We start from the raw sequence: 17,823 nt of genomic DNA, 5'->3' as shown, positions 1-17,823 counted from the left end.
GCCTTTAGCGCTCGAACAGCACCCGCAGGTCGGCCGGCGGCGGCGGGTCGCTGCGGCGGGCGCGCAGGCGCCCTTCGTTCACCTGGCTCACGTCGGCTTCCCAGCCCGCCACCGGGGTGGCCCGGCCGGCCAGCCAGTCGAACAGGGCAGCCACCGGCAGCGGCGCGCCGGTGGCTTCCTGCACCAGGCTTTCCAGCGAGGGGAAGGCCTTCGTGCTGCCGTTGCTGCGCAGGGTGGCCGTGCCGGGCGACCACGCCAGTTCGGCGACCGTGCCGCCCAGGGGATTCGACAGCCGCAGCTCGCCGGCTTCCGGTGCCCCCTTGAGCTCGAAGCCGGCGGAAAAGGACTGGTTGGCCTGGCCTTCCACCGTCAGCGCCAGCCGCCCGGTCCACACCTGGACGCCGGGTGCCGTGGGCGTGCGCGGCGGCACCGCGCAGCCGGCCAGCAGCAGGGCGCACAGCGCGGCGCCGAGCCAGGCGCGCGGCAGGCGCAGGCTCACGGCTTCACCTTCAGCCGCTTCAAGGTTTCCACCAGCGTCTCGTTCTCGGCGTTGAGCAGGATGCCCTCGCGCCAGATCGCCTGCGCCTGGTCGCGCTGGCCCAGGCTCCACAGCACTTCGCCGAGGTGGGCGGCGATCTCGGGGTCGGGCCGGTCCTTGTAGGCGGCCTGCAGGATGCGCAGCGCCTCGGCCTTGTTGCCCATGCGGTATTCCACCCAGGCCAGGCTGTCGCTGATGAAGGGGTCGCCGGGCGCGAATTCCAGCGCCTTCTGGATCAGCTGCTTGGCCTCGGGCAGGCGCACGTTGCGCTCGGCCAGCGAGAAGCCCAGCGCGTTGTACGCGTGGTGGTAGTCGGGCTTCTTCGCCATGAGCTGGCGCAGCAGCTTTTCCATGGTGTCGAAGTTGCCCATCTTCTCGGCCATCATGGCCTGGTCGTAGAGCAGGTCGGGATCGGCCGGGTCCTTGGCGGTGGCCTGCGCGAGCAGGTCGTAGGCCGGCTTGTAAAGCTTGTTGTCCCGCAGCAGCTGCACTTCCGCCATGGTCTTCATGCGCGCGTCGGCGGGGTGCGCTCCGGCAGCGCGCGCAGCAGCTTGCGGGCCTCTTCCATCTTGCCCTGGCGCGCCAGGATGGAGGCGCGCCGGTTCTGCGCCTGCACCAGGTCCTGCGAGTTCTCGATGCGGTCCAGCCAGGCGTTGGCGGCGGGAAAGTCGCGGCGGCGCTCGGCGATCTGCGCCATCGACAGGAAGGCCTGCGCGGTGCCGCGGCTCTTGTCCTCGCCGGCCGGCTGCGCCTGCATCAGTTCCAGGTACTTGCGCAGCGCCACCTCCGCGTCGGGCAGGTGGTTGTCCGCCACCAGCAGCGTGCCCTGCGCCAGCCAGGCTTCCGCCAGTTCGGGCCGTTCGGTGGTCACCGCCTTGAGCTGCGCCAGCGCCTCGGAATGGCGTTGCGCATCCAGCAGCGCCCGCGCGTAGGCCATGCGCAGTTCCGGCAGCGGCTGCGACTGCATGTAGCCGCGCACCAGGGCTTCGGCCTGGGGCTGCTTGGGGTCCATCAGTTCCAGCGCCAGCAGCACCGGGCCTTCGGCCTTGGGGCTGATCGCCTGGCCGCGGCGCGCCGCATCCAGCGCGCCCGCCGTGTCGCCGGCGGCCAGGCGCAGGCGGCCCACCGCGCTCCAGGCCGAGGCGCCGGTGTCCGGCTTGTTCAGGTAGTCGGCCAGCGCCTGTTCGACGGTGGCGGCGGCCTGCTTCTTGTCGGTCGCGCGCGCGTAGTTGCGCGACAGCGAGGCGATCACGGCGGCGCGGTCCTTGGGATCGGTCAGCGCGATCTCCGTCTTCAGCGGGTCGAGGCTCTCGGGAACGCGATTGAGCGCCACCAGGATCTGCAGCACGTAGCGGTTGGCTTCGCGTGACTGCGGGAAGGCCTGCTTCCAGGCGCGCGCGGCCTGCAGCGCGGCTTCGCCGTTGCGCGCCTGGAAGGCGAGTTCGACCGCGCGCTGGTACAGGGTGGCGTCGCCGGTCTTGCGGGCGGCGTCCAGGATCAGGGCGAAGCCGGCGGCCGGCTCCTCGCTGCGCACGTTGAGTTCGCCGAGCAGCAGCTGGTAGAAAAGTTCCGCATCGAGGCCGCTGTTCGGCGGCGCGGCGGCGACCACGGTGGGCCGCGGTCCCTGCGCCTTCACAGGGATGCCCGCGGCGCACGCCGCGAGGAGGGCGGCCACTGCCACCAGGGGAAATCGCATCATCGAACCATCATAATCCGAAGCCTTTTTCCCCCATGCCTGAACTCCCCGAAGTCGAGGTCACCCGCCAGAGCTTCGCCGGCCGGATCGCCGGCGCGCGCATCGAAAAGGTGCGCGTGGGCAAGGCCTTGCGTTGGCCGCTGGGCATAGACCCTGCATCGCTCGTCGGCCGGAAGGTGACGTCTGTCCGGCGGCGCGGCAAATACCTGCTGCTGGATCTGGACCGCGGGCTGCTCTTGATGCACCTTGGCATGTCGGGAAGCCTGCGCTTCGACGCCAGCATGCCGGAGGCCGCGCTGCACGACCACTTCGACCTCGTCACCAGCCAGGGCGTGCTGCGCCTGAACGATCCGCGCCGCTTCGGCGCGGTGGTGTACAGCGAGAGCGAGGCCGCGCCGCAGGCGGCGAAGCTGCTCGGTGGGCTGGGCGTGGAGCCGCTGGGCGAGGGCTTCGCGCCCGATGCCTTCCACGCGGCGCTGAAGAAGCGCAAGGCGGCGATCAAGCAGGTGCTGCTTTCCGGCGACATCGTCGTAGGCGTCGGCAACATCTATGCATCGGAGGCGCTGTTCCTCGCGGGCATCCGCCCCACGCTGGCGGCCAGCCGCATCAGCCGGCCGGCGCGCGCGGCGCCTGCAGGCGGCGATCCGTGAAGTGTTGGCGAAGGCGGTGGAAAAAGGAGGCAGCACCCTGCGGGATTTCTCCAATGCGCAGGGGGAGTCGGGCTACTTCCAGCTGGAGGCGATGGTGTACGACCGGCAGGGCGAGCCTTGCCGGGTGTGCGGCTCTCCCATCCGGATGATCCGGCAGGGCGCGCGCGCAACGTATTTCTGCACGGTGTGCCAGAAGTCCTGAGCGAAAAAGGGCTTCGCTGCTATATTCAATCGAGAGTACGGGGACCCAGTGGCTACATCCTTCAACGAGCAGTTCGACCAGCACGGCGCATGGCGGCGCGAGTTCGCCTTGCGCCTGAAGCTGCTGTCCGAATGGCTGAAGGACCACGACCTGCTGGATAGCGCCGTCGAGGAACGCCTGCGCCGCCTGGAGTCGCAGATGCGCTCCGACAAGGTGATGGTCGCCTTCGTCGCCGAGTTCTCGCGCGGCAAGTCGGAACTGATCAACGCGATCTTCTTCGCCGGCTACAAGCGCCGCATCATGCCGGCCAGCGCGGGCCGCACCACGATGTGCCCGACCGAGCTGGGCTACGACCCCGAGGTCCCGCCCTGCCTGCGCCTGCTGCCGATCGAAACGCGCCTGCAGACGCAGCCGCTGATGGAATGGCGCATGGTCCCCGAGAAGTGGACCCGCCTCGACCTGGACGTGAACGATCCCGCGCAGCTCGCGCAGGCCTTCGAGAAGGTCTCCGAGATCCGCCGCGTGACGGTCGAAGAGGCCAAGGCCCTGGGCTTCTGGCACGAGGATGCGCCGGAAGACAACCCGATGGTGCACGCCGACGGCCTGGTCGAAGTGCCGCGCTGGCGCCATGCCCTGATCAACATCGCGCACCCGCTGCTCAAGCAGGGCCTGGTGATCCTGGACACCCCGGGCCTGAACGCCATCGGCGCCGAGCCCGAGCTGACCGTCAACCTGATCCCGCAGGCGCACGCAGTGGTCTTCATCCTGGCCGCCGACACCGGCGTGACCAAGTCGGACCTCGCCATCTGGCGCGAACACCTGATCGCCGAAGACACCGACTCCGCTTCGCGCCTGGTCGTCCTGAACAAGATCGACACCATGTGGGACGCGCTCAGCACGCCCTACCAGGTGCAGGCGCAGATCGACCGCCAGCGCAAGACCACGGCCGAAGTGCTGGGCATCGAGGAACAGCAGGTCATTCCCGTGTCCGGGCAGAAGGGCCTGGTCGCCAAGGTCAACAACAATGCCGACCTGCTCAAGGTGAGCAACCTGCCCGCGCTGGAACATGCGCTGGCCGAAGGCGTGATGGGGCAGCGGCAGAAGATCCTGCGCGCCTCGGTCACCACCAACATCACCGAACTGCGCTCGGAAGCGACGCGTTCGCTGGGCATCCGCCGGCGCGACCTGGCCGAGCAGATGGTGGAGCTCAAGGGCCTGCGCGGCAAGAACACCTCCGTCATCAAGCACATGCGCGCGCGCATCGAGCAGGAGCAGGCGGAGTTCGACGCCAGCGGCGCCAAGATCCACGCGGTGCGCTCGGTGCACCTGAAGCTGCTGCGCGACGTGTTCAACCTGCTGGGCACCTCCACGCTCAAGACCGAGATGGCGGAGCTCACCGGCGCGCTGCGCACGCCGGGCCTGAAGCTGGGCGTGCGCAAGGCCTACGGCCAGACCTTCGACCGCCTGCGCGAAGGCCTGCGCCGCGCCGAGAAGGTCAGCGGCGAGATCCAGACCATGCTGACCGGCACCTTCCGGCAGCTGAACGCCGAATACGGTTTCTCGCTGCAGGCCCCGCGCGAGCCGGACCTGGCGCGCTACGAACGCGACCTCGACCTGGTCGAGCGCAGCCACAACCAGTACCTTGGCGTGAGCAACGCGCTCAAGCTGGCGCAACCCGAATTCGCCGACCGCCTGGTGCGCGCGCTGGCCACGCGCCTGCGCGTCATCTACGAATCGGCGCTGGGCGAGGTGGAGCTGTGGAACAAGTCCGCCGCGGCGCAGCTCGATGCGCAGCTGCGCGAACGCCGCCGCAACTTCGGCCGCCGCCTGGAAGCGATCGAACGCATCCAGCAGGCCGCCAGCGGCCTGGACGACCGCATCGCCGAGATCCAGGCGCAGGAAGAAGCGCTGGACACGCTGGAACACAAGCTGTCCGAGCTGACCGCGCACCTGACCAACAGCTCGATCATGTCGGGCAAGGCCGCCGCGGCGCAGCCCGCCCTCAAGACGGCGTAGATGCTTCCCGCCGGCTTTGCCGGCCGTGTCGTCCGCTGGCAGCGCACGCACGGCCGCAACACCCTTCCCTGGCAGAACACGCGCGATCCCTACCGTGTCTGGCTTTCCGAAATCATGCTGCAGCAGACGCAGGTGGCGGCGGTGCTGGGCTACTACGACCGCTTCCTCGCGCGCTTCCCCGACGTGCAGTCGCTGGCCGCCGCGCCGCTCGACGACGTGCTGGCGCTGTGGAGCGGGCTGGGCTACTACAGCCGCGCGCGCAACCTGCACCGCTGCGCGCAGGACGTCGTGGCGCTGCATGGCGGGGCCTTTCCGCGCACGGCGCGAGTGCTGGCGACGCTGCCCGGCATCGGGCCTTCGACGGCGGCGGCGATCTCCTCCTTCTGCTTCGGCGAACGGGCGGCGATCCTGGACGGCAACGTCAAGCGCGTGCTCACGCGTGCTGGGGCTCGGCGAGGACCTCAGTGCGGGAGCGAACGAGCGCCAGCTGTGGGAGCATGCGCGCGCCCTGCTGCCGACGCGCGAGCTGCAGGAGAACATGCCGCGCTACACGCAGGGCCTGATGGACATCGGCGCCACCGTCTGCCTGCCGCGCAACCCGAGTTGCCTGCTCTGCCCGGTGCAGCCGCAATGCGCGGCGGCGAAGGAAGGCCGGCCCGAGGCCTACCCCGTGAAGACGCGCAAGCTCAAGCGCAGCGCCGAGTCGCTGTGGCTGCTGCACGCGCAGGCGGGCGACGGCTCGGTCTGGCTGCAGAAGCGCCCGACGCCGGGCGTGTGGGCCGGGCTGTACTGCCTGCCGGTGTTCGGCAGCCGCGACGCGCTGGAAGAGATGCTGCCGAAGACGGCGCGCCGGCAGCTGCGCGAGGTGGAGCCCTTCGTGCACGTGCTGACGCACAAGGACCTGCACCTGCATCCGGTGCAGGCGGTGGTGCCGGCGGAGTGGAGCGGGGCGGAGGGCGCCTGGTTTGCTTCGGGCGAGTGGCCGAAGCTCGGTCTGCCGGCGCCGGTGCGCAAGTTCCTGGAACGGTCCGCCTGAACTACGGCGCTGCCGCCTGGCGCCCTTCGATTTCGCGGTGGCGCTTCAACGTCGACCAGCGCTGCCCGAACTCCTCCGCCAGCCGCTCCACCAGGTACACCGAGCGGTGCTGGCCGCCGGTGCAGCCGATCGCCACCGTGACGTAGCTGCGGTGGTTGCGCGCCAGCGGCTCCAGCCAGTGGTCGAGGAAGGCGCAGATGTCGCCGTATGTGTCCTCGACTTCCTGGCTCTTGCGCAGGTAGGAGATCACCGGGTCGTCCTGGCCGGTCAGGTCGCGCAGCTCGGGCTCGTAGTGCGGATTGGGCAGCATGCGCACGTCGAACACGTAGTCGGCGTCCACCGGGATGCCGCGCTTGTACGAGAAGGACTGGAACACCAGCGTCATCTGCGCCAGCGGCGCCGACAGCAGCGACTTCACGTAGTCCTGCAACTGCGAGGCGCGCAGCACGCTGGTGTCGATCACGTGCGCGTGCTCGCGCAGGTCGGCCAGCAGCTGGCGTTCCAGCTCGATCGCATCCACCACCGCGCGGTGCTGGTCGCCGGACAGGTCGCTGGCCGACAGCGGATGGCGCCGGCGCGTCTCGGAAAAGCGCCGCACCAGCGTGTCGGTGGCCGCATCGAGGAACAGCGGCCGCACCGCATGCCCCTGCCGCACCAGTTCCTGCAGGTGGGCGGGCACCTGCGGCAGCGAATTGGCCGTGCGCACGTCCATGGCGATCGCCACGCGCCGCCGCTGGTTGCGGTCCTCCAGCGCGGCGAACTCCAGCAAGAGTTCCGGCGGCAGGTTGTCCACGCAGAAGTAGCCCGCATCCTCCAGCGCGCGCAGCGCCACCGACTTGCCGGAGCCGGACATGCCGGTGATGAGGACGAGTTCCAGCGACATGGGAAGCCTCAGCTTTCCGGTGCCGCCGCGGCGTCACCGAGCATTTCCTTCGCGTGTGCGAGCGTCGTGCCGGACAGCCTTTCGCCGCCCAGCATGCGCGCGATCTCCGCGACCCGCTTTTCCCCTTCCACCGGCGCCACCGTGCTGCTGACGCCACCGGCCTGCGATTGCTTGGCCACCAGCAGGTGGTGGTCCGCGCAAGCCGCGACCTGCGGCAGGTGCGTGACGGCCAGCACCTGGCGGTCGCGCCCCAGCTGCTTCATCAGGCGGCCCACGGTCTCGGCGACGGCGCCGCCGACGCCCGAATCCACCTCGTCGAAGATCAGCGTCTGCGCTTCGCCCAGGCGGCTGGTCGTGACCGCAATGGCCAGCGCGATGCGCGAGAGCTCGCCGCCCGAGGCCACCTTGCCCACGGGCCGCGGCGTGCTGCCGGCATGGCCCGCCACCAGGAAGCTCACTTCCTCCAGCCCGAAGGCCGAAGGCGTGTCGCCCTTCTCCAGCGCCACTTCGAAGCGGCCGCCCTGCATGCCCAGGCCCTGCATGGCCTGCGTCACCGCCTTGGACAGCTGTGGCGCGGCCTTGCCGCGGGCTTTCGAAATCGCGCGGGCCTCGGCGAGGAAGGCCTCGTGTTCCTTCTTCTCGGCCGCTTCCAGCGCGGCGAGGTCGGCGGCGGCATCGAGCTTCTTCAGTTCGTCCTTCCAGCCGGCCAGCAGCGCCGGCAGTTCGGCGGGCTGGCGCTTGTAGCGGCGCGCCAGCGACAGCCAGTTCGACATGCGCTCGTCGAGTTCGGCCAGGCGCTGCGGGTCCAGGTCCGTCTTGCGCAGGTAGCCCTGCAGCGAATGCGCGGCGTCTTCCATCTGCGCCAGGCTGGAGGCCAGCACCTCCGCGATCTCGCGGAACTGGGGCTCCAGGTGTTCCTGGTCGCGCAGCGCGTCCAGCGCCTGCGCCAGGTTCTGGCGGGCGCCGCCTTCCTCGCCATCGAGCCGCTGCTGCGCGCCGTTGGCGGCATCGAGCAGCGCCTGCGCGTGCGACAGCCGCGTGTGGCTGGCATTGAGTTCGTCCCACTCGTCCGCGCCGGGCGCGAGCTTGTCCACCTCGCCGATCTGCCAGGCCAGGCGCTCGCGTTCGCGCTGCAGCGTGTCCTGCGCCGTGCGCGCGTCGGCCAGCAGCTTCTGCGCGGCGCGCCAGCCGGTCCACAGCTGCTGCAGCTTGTCGGTGGCGATGCCGGCATAGCCGTCGAGCAGCGAGCGCACCGAGGCCGGCCGCGTGAGGCTCTGCCAGGCATGCTGGCCGTGGATGTCCACCAGGTGGTCGCCGACCTCGCGCAGCTGCGTGGCGGTGGCGGCGCTGCCGTTGATCCAGGCGCGGCTCTTGCCCTGGTTGTCCACGGTGCGGCGCAGCAGCAGCGCGTCGCCGGCGTCGAAGCCGGCTTCCTGCAGCCAGGGCACCAGCGAGGCGGGCAGGTCGAATTCGGCGCTGATCTCGGTACGGGCGGCGCCTTCGCGCACCACGGCGGCGGATTCGGCCCGCGCGCCCAGCGCGAGCTGCAGCGCATCGACCAGGATGGACTTGCCGGCGCCGGTCTCGCCGGTGAGCACGGAGAAGCCCTCCGCCAGCTCCAGCTCGAGCTCGCGGACGATCACGAAATCGCGCAGGGCCAGGCGTTTCAGGCTCACACGTTCCCCTCGTTCCAGTGCAGTTTCTTGCGCAGCGTGTCGAAGTAGGTCCAGCCGCGGGGATGCAGGAATCGTACCTTGTGCTGCGAGCGGCGCACGGTGATCCTGTCACCGTGCAGCAGTGACGCGAGCGACTGCATGTCGAAGTTCGCGCTGGCGTCGCGCCCGGAGACCAGTTCGATCGCGATCTCCACCCCATCGGGCAGCACGATCGGCCGGTTCGACAGTGTGTGCGGCGCGATCGGCACCAGCACCCAGCCGGGGGTGGAGGGGTGCAGCAGCGGCCCGCCGGCCGACAGCGAATAGGCGGTCGATCCGGTCGGCGTCGCCACGATCAGGCCGTCGGCGCGCTGCTTGGCCACGAAATGGCCGTCGATCTCCACCTTCAGTTCCACCATGCCGGAGGTCGCGCCGCGGTTCACCACCACGTCGTTCATCGCCAGCGCGTCGAACACGGTGTTTCCGTCGCGCACCACCCGCGCGTGCATCAGCGTGCGGTGGTCTTCCTCGTACTCGCCGGCCAGCATGGGCGGCAGCACGGTGCGGTAGGCGTCCAGCGGAATGTCGGTGATGAAGCCCAGGCGCCCCTGGTTGATGCCGATCAGCGGCACGCCGTGGCGCGCGAGCTGCCGGCCGATGCCCAGCATGGTGCCGTCGCCGCCCACCACCAGCCCGAGGTCGCACTGCGTGCCGATGGTCGCGACGTCCGCCGTGGGGCGGCCGCTCATGCCGGCGACGGCGGCGGTGTCGCGTTCCACCACGACCTCGCAGCCCTGCGTGGTGAGGAACTGCGCGATGTCCTCCAGCACCGCCCGCATCGAGGCGGCCAGCGCAGGCGCCACCGCGGCGTGGTACTTGCCGATCAGGGCGACCTGCCGGAAGATCGATTTCATCGGCAAATTACATCACAGCACCATCGGAATGCACGGCGGCCGCCGGCTTCTTCGCGATGAGTGTGGCAAAGCGCTTGACTCGGCCGCCGGGCGCGGGAAAGTCCTCGTAGCCGGACACCAGGATCTCCCATCCGGGGAAGTGCTTTTCCGGCTCGCCGTCCGGAAACAGGCAGTAGGCGGCGGGGTCGAACATGTCCAGGTAGGTGGTGCCTTCCACCAGCACGTTGAGGACGGCGATGCCGCCGGGGCGCAGGTGCGCCTGGAGCTCACCCAGCTTGCGCCGGGCCGCGGGGCAGTCGAAGAACATCAGCAGGCCGATGGACACCACGGTGTCGAACTCGCCCTGGATCGCGAAGGTCCGCAGGTCCGCCACGTCCGCCTCGACCGGCAGTCCGGCCGCTGCCGCCGCCTGCCGGACGTGCGCGATGGCCGTGGGGCTGCCGTCGAGGGCCAGCACCGGGCAGCCGCGCCGCGCCCCCCCTCGAGGGCCAGGTTGCCCAGCCCGCAGCCGTAATCCAGCACGCGCCCGCGCAGGTAGGGTAGGGCCCGCTGTTCGAAGGGGTTCAGCCGCAGGTCGTGCGCCTCCACCTGGCGCTGGAATTGCGTCTCGAAGAAGCGGATGCTCGCGTCGGAGCTCATGGTGTGACTCTAATGCGCCGCCGCGGCAGCGTCCTAGGGTGATTTCTCTCCCCGCCGCCCGGCACGCGGGAGCAAGATCACTAGAATCGCCGCAGGAAGTGCCATGATGCTCGACGACCGCGCCAAGCTGCTGCTGAAAGCCCTGATCGAGCGCTACATCGCCGAGGGGCAGCCGGTAGGCTCGCGCACGCTTTCGCGTGCCTCGGGCCTGGAGCTGTCGCCCGCCACCATCCGCAACGTGATGTCGGACCTGGAGGAGCTGGGCCTGGTCGCCAGCCCGCACACCTCCGCCGGCCGCATCCCCACGGCGCGCGGCTACCGCCTGTTCGTGGACACCATGCTCACCGCGCGCCGCACCGACCTGGCCGCGCCCGCGTCGCTGCCGCCCGACCAGCCGCAGAAGGTGATCGCCAATGCGGCCCACATGCTTTCCAACATGTCGCAGTTCGTCGGCGTGGTGGTGGCGCCGCGGCGCAGCAGCGTGTTCCGCCACATCGAGTTCCTGCGCCTGTCGGAACGCCGCTTCCTGGTGATCATCGTCTCGCCCGAAGGCGACGTGCAGAACCGCGTGGTGCACACCGCGGCCGACTACACGCAGTCGCAGCTGGCCGAGGCCGCGAACTACCTGAACGCGAACTACGCCGGCCTGGCCATCGAGGAGGTGCGCGAGCGCCTGAAGGGCGAGGTGGAGCAGCTGCGCGGCGAGATCGTGACGCTGATGCAGACGGCAGTGGAGGCCAGCTCGGAAGCGATGCAGCAGGACCAGGACGAAGTGGTGATCTCGGGCGAACGCAACCTGCTGTCGGTGAGCGACTTCGCCAGCGACATGACGCACCTGCGGCATGCCTTCGAACTGTTCGAGCAGAAGACCCAGCTGATGCGCCTGCTGGACGTCTCCAGCCAGGCCGAGGGCGTGCGCATCTACATCGGCGGCGAAAGCCAGATCGTGCCCTTCGAGGAACTGTCGGTGGTGAGCGCGCCCTACGAGGTGGACGGGCAGGTGGTCGGCACGCTGGGGGTCATAGGCCCCACGCGCATGGCCTACGACCGCATGATCCAGATCGTGGACATCACCTCGCGGCTGGTGAGCAATGCGCTGAGCCACAAGCCGTAAAACGGCGCGGCACCTACAATCCCCGCAGGCGGGCCGTTAGCTCAGTTGGTCAGAGCAGGGGACTCATAATCCCTTGGTCGCTGGTTCGAGCCCAGCACGGCCTACCATTGGCAGGAAAGTTCCGCGATCGTTCCGATCCAAGCCGCCTGCCCTGGCCTCCGCGTGGCTGTCTTTGTCCTGCGTCAAGGTTCCTGCGCGAAGTGGCTCGACCAGTCGCCTAGGCGCTGGTAATTCCATGGTCGCTTCCTAGTCTTGAAGTCGTCACAGGAGGCCATCATGAAAAGACGCAACATCCTTCTCGGCGTCCTCATCGCAGGATGCAGCTTCCCCGCCTTCGCGGACAAGGCATACGTCGACTCCGGCGGCTACGCGGACCTGGCGCCGCAGACCGACCTGAGCGTCTATTCGGGCGCCGCGCGCAGCTGGAAAGGGACGCTCACGCGCGAGGAAGTCGCCGCCTCCTTGCGCGAGGCACTGGCGGCGCGCACCTTGCCCGTCGGCGACGACGCGCCGATTACCCGCTGGCCGGCATGAAGACGCTGCCTTCCGCGGTGGCGCTGGGAGCCATGCCGGACACCCGCATGCTCGGCGCGGCCCCGGGCGACGGCCTGACGATCGACGGCTACCGCTTCATCGGCGGAGAAGCCGGATACGTCCGGGACGAAAGAGCCATGCGCAGGTGACCGACGCGGCGCGGCCGCCACGTCGGCGCGCCGCGCCGTGGCATGGAAGCACGGTGCCGGCTTCAGCGGCAGTAGTAGTTGCGGATGACCGGCTCCGGCCCGTACATGAACGCGAACGCGTCGACGCAGCCGCTTTCGGGATCCTTCTCGTACACGGTGATGAAGCCCCCGGGGTTGCCGCCGCCCGGAATGGTCATGGTGCCGCGCGGGGCGCCGCGCACGCGCACCAGTTCCGCGAGGGTGTGGTTCCTCCAGCGGGCATTCATCGCCTCTTCACGGTCCGTTCGCACGGGGGTTCGGGTGGGATGCCACCTGGCGCGATCGCGCAACCGGTCGGCACCAGCTGGGCTGTCACGAGCAGGGCGGCGGCGAGGAGGCGGCGCGTCACGGCTCGATCGTAGCCAGCGCACGGGCCGCGCTTGCTGATCTGAATCAGGAATTGCTCAGCCCGGACAGCGTTCAGCGGGGGCGCGTCGATACAGCGCCACACCTTCCGCATTGCGCAAGGTGTCGCCCATCACGCGCAGCTCGCCCGCCGCACCGGCGCCCGGTTCCAGGGACAGCAACGTCCCCGCCACGCGCCCCTTCGATGCGGCATTCCGCTGCGCGCCACCACCTCCTGGTAGTGCTGCGTGAGCTGCAGCGAACCCGCCGCCGGCGGCGAACTCGCGCACCAGAGCCCGTCCACCTTCGCCGGCACGATCCACAGGTGCACGCGGCTGAACTTCTCCAGCCCCACCTTCTTGTCCGGCACCGGCAGGATGGAGCTCACGTCGGGCTTCCAGTCGCCCATGTCCCAGTCGTGCGACACGATGCGGGTGCCGGGCTTCAGACCGAGGATCAACGGCCGCAGCTTCAGGTTGAACTCCGGCAACAGGTACATGGTGATCACGCTGGCCCTGGACAGGTCGGTCTCGAACAGGTCCTGCACGCGGAACTGCACGCGCTCGGCCACGCCCGCGTCGCGCGCGCTGCGCAGGCTGCGTTCGACCAGCTGGGGATCGATCTCCACGCCCAGGCCGGTCGCGCCGAAGCGTTTCGCCGCCAGGATCACGATGCGGCCGTCGCCGGAGCCGAGGTCGATCACGTGGTCGCCCGGCCCCACGTTCGCCAGGCGCAGCATCTCCAGCGTGACGTTGTCCGGCGAGGTGATGAAGGGCACCTCGTCGACGACTTGGGCCTGCGCGGCCAGCGCCGCCCCGAGCAGCCATGCGAGAAGGACACGCTTCATGCCGCCGCCCGCGCCATCAGCGTGAAGCCCTTGCGCGGCAGCTGCAGCGACACCACGCCCGCCGTCACCAGCAGCGCGCCGGCCAGGCCGAAGGCCACCCAGTGCGTGTGGAAGGTCTCGTAGCCCCAGCCGCCCAGCCAGGAGCTGAGCATGCCGCCGACCTGGTGGCCGACGAAGGCCATGCCGTACAGCACGCCGACCAGCCGCACGCCGTAGACGTCGGCCAGGATCGCCGAGGACATCGCGATGCTGCCGGCCCAGACCAGCCCGCCGATGGCCGCCGCGACGTACAGCTCCCAGTGCGTGCCCACCGCCACCAGCGCGAAGAAGCCGAGGCCGCGGATGAAATAGATGGTGGCCAGGATGTTGCGCCGCTGCAGCCGGTCGGCCACGCGCCCCAGCACCAGCGTGCCGCCGATGGCGACCACGCCGATCAGGCCGATGCCCATGGAGCTGCTGAAGGCGTCGAAGCCGTGGTCCATCAGCATGGGCATGCCGTGCGTGCCCAGCAGGTTCATGCTGAAGCCGCAGCAGAACAGGCCGAACACCACCTTCCAGAACGGCGCCGTGCGCATCGCCTCGCGCGCCTTCAGGCTGGCCGGCGGCGTGCCGCTGCGCGCGCGCTGCGCCGCGAATTCCTCGGCCCCGACGTCGGTGTGTTCCGGCGCGCCCTCGCGGATCACCAGCAGCGCCGCCGGCAGCGTGAACAGCGTGAACACCACGGCGAAGCCGACCAGCGTCGGCCGCCAGCCGAAGGCCTCGATGGACGCCGTCAGCACCGGCGTCATCAGCGCCATGCCCGCCATCGACCCGGTGGACAGGTAGAACAGCGCCTTGCCGCGCTCGCGCGTGAACCAGTGGCTGATCACCGGCGTGAGCGACACCGGGCTGACGAAGGCCAGCCCCACCGACAGCAGCACGCCGAACGCCAGCAGGAAGGGCAGGGCCGAGGTCGCCGTCACGCTCCACAGCACCGAAGCGACCACCAGCGCCGTACCTGTCAGCAGCACGGGCTTCGTGCCGAAGCGCGCGATCAGCACGCCGGCCACCGGCATCGCCAGCCCGTAGATGATCATGCCCACGGCGACGATGGTGGCCAGCAGGCTGCGGCTGAAGCCGAGGTCACGGGCGATTGGCAGGAAGAAGGGGCCGAAGCTCAACCGCATGCCCGTGGACAGCAGGGTGAGCACGGCGGCCGCCGCGACGATGTTCCATCCGAAGTACCAGCGAGGAGCAGCCATCCGCGCATCATAGGGAAGCGGCCGCCCCCGCGCCCGGGGCTGGTCTAATCGGCCCATGGACCCCACCGCCTCACTCACCCCCGAACTGCTCGCGCAGCTGCGCGGCTGGGAAGGCCGCAGCGAGACGCTGCACGACGAGATCACCGCAGCGCCGGTGCGCAACCTGTCCGCCACGCTGGACCGGGACGACCCGGCGCCCGCGGCAGGCTCCGAGCTGCCGCCGCTGTGGCACTGGCTCTATTTCCTGCCGAGCGCGCGGCAAAGCGAGATCGGCGCCGACGGCCATGCGAAACGCGGCGGCTTCCTGCCGCCGGTGCCGCTGCCGCGCCGCATGTGGGCCGGCGGCCGCCTGCAGTGGCATGCCCCGCTGCGGGTAGGTGAAAAGATTGAACGCACCTCGCGCATCGCATCGGTCAGCCACAAGGCGGGCCGCACCGGCGACCTCGTGTTCGTGCTGGTGCAGCACGAGGTGCGCAACGCGCAGGGCGTGGCGCTCACCGAGGAACACGACATCGTCTACCGCGCTGCCGCGCAGCCGGGCGACCCGGTTCCGTCGCCGCAGGCCGCGCCCACCGGCGCCACGTGGTCGCGCGAGATCGTGCCGGACGACGTGCTGCTGTTCCGCTATTCGGCGCTCACCTTCAACGGCCACCGCATCCACTACGACCGCAAGTACGTGACGGAAGTCGAGGGCTACCCCGGCCTGATCGTGCACGGCCCTCTGATCGCGACGCTGCTGGTGGACCTGGCGCGGCGGCAAAAGCCCGAAGCGCGCCTGCGAAGTTTCAGTTTCAAGGCGGTGCGGCCCACCTTCGACCTGCATCCCTTCCGCGTCAACGGCACTCCTTCGGCCGACGGCCGTGGCGCGCTCTCTGGGCGCAGGACCACGAAGGCTGGCTCACCATGCAGGCGGAGGCACGGTTCGCATGAAGACGCAGATCCCCACCCCCGACGCCTACCAGGAAATCCGGGAGGCGATGCGCGACCTGTGCGGCCGCTTCGACTCCGCGTACTGGCAGAAGGTCGACACCGATCGCGGCTATCCCGAAGCCTTCGTCGATGCGCTCACCGAAGCGGGCTGGCTGGCCGCGCTGATCCCCAACGAATATGGCGGCTCGGGACTGGGCCTGGCCGAGGCCTCGGTGATCATGGAGGAGATCAATTTCTCCGGCGGCAACGCGGGCTCCTGCCACGGCCAGATGTACAACATGGGCACGCTGCTGCGCCACGGCTCGCCGGAACAGAAGAAGCAGTACCTGCCCGGCATCGCCAGCGGCAAGCTGCGCCTGCAGACCATGGCGGTGACCGAGCCCACCACGGGCACCGACACCACGCAGCTCAAGACCACGGCCGTGAAGAAGGGCGACCGCTACGTCGTCAACGGCCAGAAGGTCTGGATCTCGCGCATCCAGCACTCGGACCTGATGATCCTGCTCGCGCGCACCACGCCGCTGGCGGAGGTGAAGAAGAAGAGCGAGGGCATGAGCATCTTCATCGTCGACCTGCACCAGGCGATCGGCCAGGGGATGACGGTGCGGCCGATCCAGAACATGGTGAACCACGAGACCAACGAGGTGTTCTTCGACAACCTCGAGATCCCGGCCGAGAACCTCATCGGCACCGAAGGCCAGGGGTTCAAGTACATCCTGGACGGCCTGAACGCCGAGCGCACCCTGATCGCCGCCGAATGCATCGGCGACGCCTACTGGTTCGTCGAGCGCGCGCGCCGCTATGCCAGCGAACGCGTGGTCTTCAACCGGCCGATCGGCCAGAACCAGGGCGTGCAGTTCCCGATCGCCGATGCCTACATCGAGACCGAGGCGGCCAACCTGATGCGCTTCAAGGCGTGTTCGCTGTTCGACGCCGGCAAGCCCTGCGGCGGCGAAGCCAACATGGCCAAGTACCTGGCCGCCAAGGCCTCGTGGGAGGCGGCCAACACCTGCCTGCAGACGCACGGCGGCTTCGGCTTCGCGCACGAATACGACGTGGAGCGCAAGTTCCGCGAGACGCGCCTGTACCAGGTGGCGCCGATCTCCACCAACCTGATCTACTCCTACGTCGCCGAGCACCTGCTCGGCCTGCCGCGGAGCTTTTGATGGCACGTCCGCTCGATGGCATCACGGTGGTTTCGCTGGAACATGCGATCGCGGCGCCCTTCTGCACGCGGCAGCTGGCGGACCTGGGCGCGCGCGTCATCAAGGTGGAGCGGCCCGGCAGCGGCGACTTCGCCCGCGCTTACGACACGCGAACGAAGGGCCTCGCCTCGCACTTCGTGTGGGTGAACCGGTCCAAGGAAAGCCTGACGCTGGACCTGAAGAACCCGGACGCGCTGCAGGTGCTGAGGGACCTGCTCGCGCGCGCCGACGTGCTGGTGCAGAACCTCGCGCCGGGCGCCGCCGAGCGCATGGGCCTGGGCTACGAGCGACTGCGCGCGCTGAACCCGCGTCTCATCGCCTGCGACATCTCGGGCTACGGCAACGACGGCCCCTACCGCGACAAGAAGGCCTACGACCTGCTGATCCAGAGCGAGGCCGGCTTCCTCTCGGTGACCGGCACGCCGGACGAGCCGTCCAAGGCCGGCATCTCCATCGCCGACATCGCCGCCGGCATGTACGCGTACAGCAGCGTCCTGGCGGCGCTGCTGCAGCGGCAGAAGACCGGCGAGGGCTCGCACGTCGACATCTCCATGCTGGAGGCGCTCGGCGAGTGGATGGGCTTTCCCATGTACTACGCCTATGAGGGCGCCGAGCCGCCCCCGCGCAGCGGCGCCGCGCACGCCACGATCTATCCCTACGGCCCGTTCGAGGCGGGCGACGGCAAGACGGTGATGCTGGGCCTTCAGAACGAGCGCGAGTGGAAGGTCTTCTGCGACAAGGTGCTGCTGCAGCCGTCTCTGGCCGGCGACCCGCGCTTCGACAGCAACAGCCGGCGCAATGCCAACCGGCAGGCCCTGAAGGCCATCATCCTGGAATCCTTCGGCCGGCTCGACGCCGAACAGGTGATCGCCCGGCTGGAAGAGGCGCAGATCGCCAACGCGCACGTCAACGCGGTCGGTGACCTGTGGAGCCACCCGCAGCTGCAGTCCCGCGGGCGGCTGGCGCAGGTGGGCTCTCCCAACGGCGCCCTGTCCGCCCTGCTGCCGCCCGGCGTGCACAGCGGTTTCGACTACCGCATGGACGCCATTCCCGCGGTGGGCGAACACACGGAGGCGATCCTGCGCGAGCTGGGTCGCGACGACGCGGCCATCGCGCGGCTGCGGGCCGCCGCGGCCATTTGACGGCCGGGCAGGCCGGCCCGGAAAGGGCTTGCGGAGTGCTGCTATAAT

The 17,823-nt window shown here is 69.6% G+C and carries 14 protein-coding genes, 1 tRNA gene and 4 pseudogenes; 10 read left to right on the top strand and 9 right to left on the bottom strand.

The window, feature by feature from the left end; genetic code table 11:
* Positions 1-4 precede the first annotated feature (4 nt).
* Together HK415_RS16195 and HK415_RS16190 are read right to left on the bottom strand one after the other, a co-directional pair.
* Positions 5-499, bottom strand: a complete 495-nt coding sequence (locus HK415_RS16195) for an outer membrane lipoprotein LolB (RefSeq protein WP_171561113.1) — start codon at positions 497-499, stop codon at positions 5-7.
* Positions 496-2,237, bottom strand: a pseudogene (locus HK415_RS16190) (tetratricopeptide repeat protein). The gene HK415_RS16195 and the pseudogene HK415_RS16190 overlap by 4 nt, the downstream one beginning before the upstream one ends.
* A gap of 32 nt (positions 2,238-2,269) precedes the next feature.
* Between HK415_RS16190 and mutM the strand changes: the two are divergent.
* The 3 genes and pseudogenes from mutM to mutY all read left to right on the top strand — a co-directional run bounded on the left by mutM (position 2,270) and on the right by mutY (position 6,138).
* Positions 2,270-3,086: pseudogene (gene mutM / locus HK415_RS16185) on the top strand (bifunctional DNA-formamidopyrimidine glycosylase/DNA-(apurinic or apyrimidinic site) lyase).
* A gap of 48 nt (positions 3,087-3,134) precedes the next feature.
* The gene (locus tag HK415_RS16180) at positions 3,135-5,102 is read left to right on the top strand and encodes a dynamin family protein (RefSeq protein WP_171561112.1); all 1,968 of its coding nucleotides are present in this window, start codon (positions 3,135-3,137) and stop codon (positions 5,100-5,102) included.
* Positions 5,103-6,138: pseudogene (gene mutY / locus HK415_RS16175) on the top strand (A/G-specific adenine glycosylase).
* A 1-nt stretch (position 6,139) separates the two neighbouring features.
* Here mutY and rapZ read toward each other — a convergent pair.
* The 4 genes from rapZ to HK415_RS16155 are packed head-to-tail and all read right to left on the bottom strand — an operon-like array spanning position 6,140 to position 10,098.
* A complete protein-coding gene (gene rapZ, locus HK415_RS16170) occupies positions 6,140-7,021 on the bottom strand; it encodes an RNase adapter RapZ (RefSeq protein ID WP_171561111.1) in 882 nt (293 codons plus the stop codon).
* Between the two features lie 8 nt (positions 7,022-7,029).
* Positions 7,030-8,697, bottom strand: coding sequence for a DNA repair protein RecN (gene recN / locus HK415_RS16165; RefSeq protein ID WP_171561110.1), 1,668 nt, complete (start codon positions 8,695-8,697; stop codon positions 7,030-7,032).
* Positions 8,694-9,590: an NAD kinase gene (locus HK415_RS16160; RefSeq protein WP_171561109.1), complete on the bottom strand. Its 897-nt coding sequence runs from the start codon at positions 9,588-9,590 to the stop codon at positions 8,694-8,696. Before HK415_RS16160 ends, recN begins: the two co-directional genes overlap by 4 nt.
* Before the next feature lie 7 nt (positions 9,591-9,597).
* Positions 9,598-10,098: a methyltransferase domain-containing protein gene (locus HK415_RS16155; protein WP_290427538.1), complete on the bottom strand. Its 501-nt coding sequence runs from the start codon at positions 10,096-10,098 to the stop codon at positions 9,598-9,600.
* A gap of 237 nt (positions 10,099-10,335) precedes the next feature.
* On the opposite strand from HK415_RS16155, the gene hrcA reads away from it, so the two are divergent.
* The 4 genes from hrcA (at position 10,336) to HK415_RS16135 (ending at position 12,026) form a co-directional block, all read left to right on the top strand.
* Positions 10,336-11,343: a heat-inducible transcriptional repressor HrcA gene (gene hrcA / locus HK415_RS16150; protein WP_171563504.1), complete on the top strand. Its 1,008-nt coding sequence runs from the start codon at positions 10,336-10,338 to the stop codon at positions 11,341-11,343.
* Between the two features lie 30 nt (positions 11,344-11,373).
* Positions 11,374-11,450 (top strand) — tRNA-Ile (locus tag HK415_RS16145).
* Between the two features lie 169 nt (positions 11,451-11,619).
* Positions 11,620-11,877, top strand: a complete 258-nt coding sequence (locus HK415_RS16140) for a hypothetical protein (RefSeq protein WP_171561107.1) — start codon at positions 11,620-11,622, stop codon at positions 11,875-11,877.
* Positions 11,874-12,026 carry a hypothetical protein gene (locus HK415_RS16135; RefSeq protein ID WP_171561106.1) on the top strand — a complete coding sequence of 51 codons (153 nt, stop codon included), beginning with the start codon at positions 11,874-11,876 and terminating at the stop codon, positions 12,024-12,026. Before HK415_RS16140 ends, HK415_RS16135 begins: the two co-directional genes overlap by 4 nt.
* A gap of 62 nt (positions 12,027-12,088) precedes the next feature.
* On the opposite strand, the gene HK415_RS16130 is transcribed toward HK415_RS16135, so the two are convergent.
* The 3 genes from HK415_RS16130 to HK415_RS16120 all read right to left on the bottom strand — a co-directional run bounded on the left by HK415_RS16130 (position 12,089) and on the right by HK415_RS16120 (position 14,498).
* On the bottom strand, positions 12,089-12,316 hold the full coding sequence (locus tag HK415_RS16130) for a hypothetical protein (RefSeq protein ID WP_171561105.1): 228 nt from the start codon (positions 12,314-12,316) through the stop codon (positions 12,089-12,091).
* A gap of 227 nt (positions 12,317-12,543) precedes the next feature.
* The gene (locus HK415_RS16125) at positions 12,544-13,257 is read right to left on the bottom strand and encodes an SAM-dependent methyltransferase (RefSeq protein WP_171561104.1); all 714 of its coding nucleotides are present in this window, start codon (positions 13,255-13,257) and stop codon (positions 12,544-12,546) included.
* Positions 13,254-14,498: an MFS transporter gene (locus HK415_RS16120; protein ID WP_171561103.1), complete on the bottom strand. Its 1,245-nt coding sequence runs from the start codon at positions 14,496-14,498 to the stop codon at positions 13,254-13,256. Before HK415_RS16120 ends, HK415_RS16125 begins: the two co-directional genes overlap by 4 nt.
* A 55-nt stretch (positions 14,499-14,553) precedes the next feature.
* Between HK415_RS16120 and HK415_RS27615 the strand changes: the two are divergent.
* From HK415_RS27615 to HK415_RS16105, 3 genes and pseudogenes are all read left to right on the top strand, one after another.
* Positions 14,554-15,252: pseudogene (locus tag HK415_RS27615) on the top strand (HTD2 family dehydratase); the annotation flags it as partial.
* Between the two features lie 172 nt (positions 15,253-15,424).
* Entirely contained in the window at positions 15,425-16,594 is a 1,170-nt protein-coding gene (locus HK415_RS16110) for an acyl-CoA dehydrogenase family protein (protein WP_171561102.1), read from the top strand.
* Positions 16,594-17,775: a CaiB/BaiF CoA transferase family protein gene (locus HK415_RS16105; RefSeq protein ID WP_171561101.1), complete on the top strand. Its 1,182-nt coding sequence runs from the start codon at positions 16,594-16,596 to the stop codon at positions 17,773-17,775. Before HK415_RS16110 ends, HK415_RS16105 begins: the two co-directional genes overlap by 1 nt.
* The last annotated feature ends 48 nt before the right edge of the window (positions 17,776-17,823 follow it).

The organism is Ramlibacter montanisoli (assembly GCF_013087525.1).
Classification (GTDB): domain Bacteria; phylum Pseudomonadota; class Gammaproteobacteria; order Burkholderiales; family Burkholderiaceae_C; genus Ramlibacter; species Ramlibacter montanisoli.
The sequence above is the reverse complement of the archived record's forward strand: the minus strand, read 5'-3'. Positions and strand labels throughout refer to the sequence as shown.

Excerpts from the sequence above, each read along its gene's own strand:
- rapZ (WP_171561111.1), bottom strand. The coding sequence starts at position 7,021 with ATGTCGCTGGAACTCGTCCTCATCACCGGCATGTCCGGCTCCGGCAAG.
- hrcA (WP_171563504.1), top strand. The coding sequence starts at position 10,336 with ATGCTCGACGACCGCGCCAAGCTGCTGCTGAAAGCCCTGATCGAGCGC.
- HK415_RS16125 (WP_171561104.1), bottom strand. The coding sequence starts at position 13,257 with ATGAAGCGTGTCCTTCTCGCATGGCTGCTCGGGGCGGCGCTGGCCGCG.
- HK415_RS16105 (WP_171561101.1), top strand. The coding sequence starts at position 16,594 with ATGGCACGTCCGCTCGATGGCATCACGGTGGTTTCGCTGGAACATGCG.
- HK415_RS16110 (WP_171561102.1), top strand. The coding sequence starts at position 15,425 with ATGAAGACGCAGATCCCCACCCCCGACGCCTACCAGGAAATCCGGGAG.
- HK415_RS16120 (WP_171561103.1), bottom strand. The coding sequence starts at position 14,498 with ATGGCTGCTCCTCGCTGGTACTTCGGATGGAACATCGTCGCGGCGGCC.
- HK415_RS16135 (WP_171561106.1), top strand. The coding sequence starts at position 11,874 with ATGAAGACGCTGCCTTCCGCGGTGGCGCTGGGAGCCATGCCGGACACC.
- HK415_RS16160 (WP_171561109.1), bottom strand. The coding sequence starts at position 9,590 with ATGAAATCGATCTTCCGGCAGGTCGCCCTGATCGGCAAGTACCACGCC.
- HK415_RS16140 (WP_171561107.1), top strand. The coding sequence starts at position 11,620 with ATGAAAAGACGCAACATCCTTCTCGGCGTCCTCATCGCAGGATGCAGC.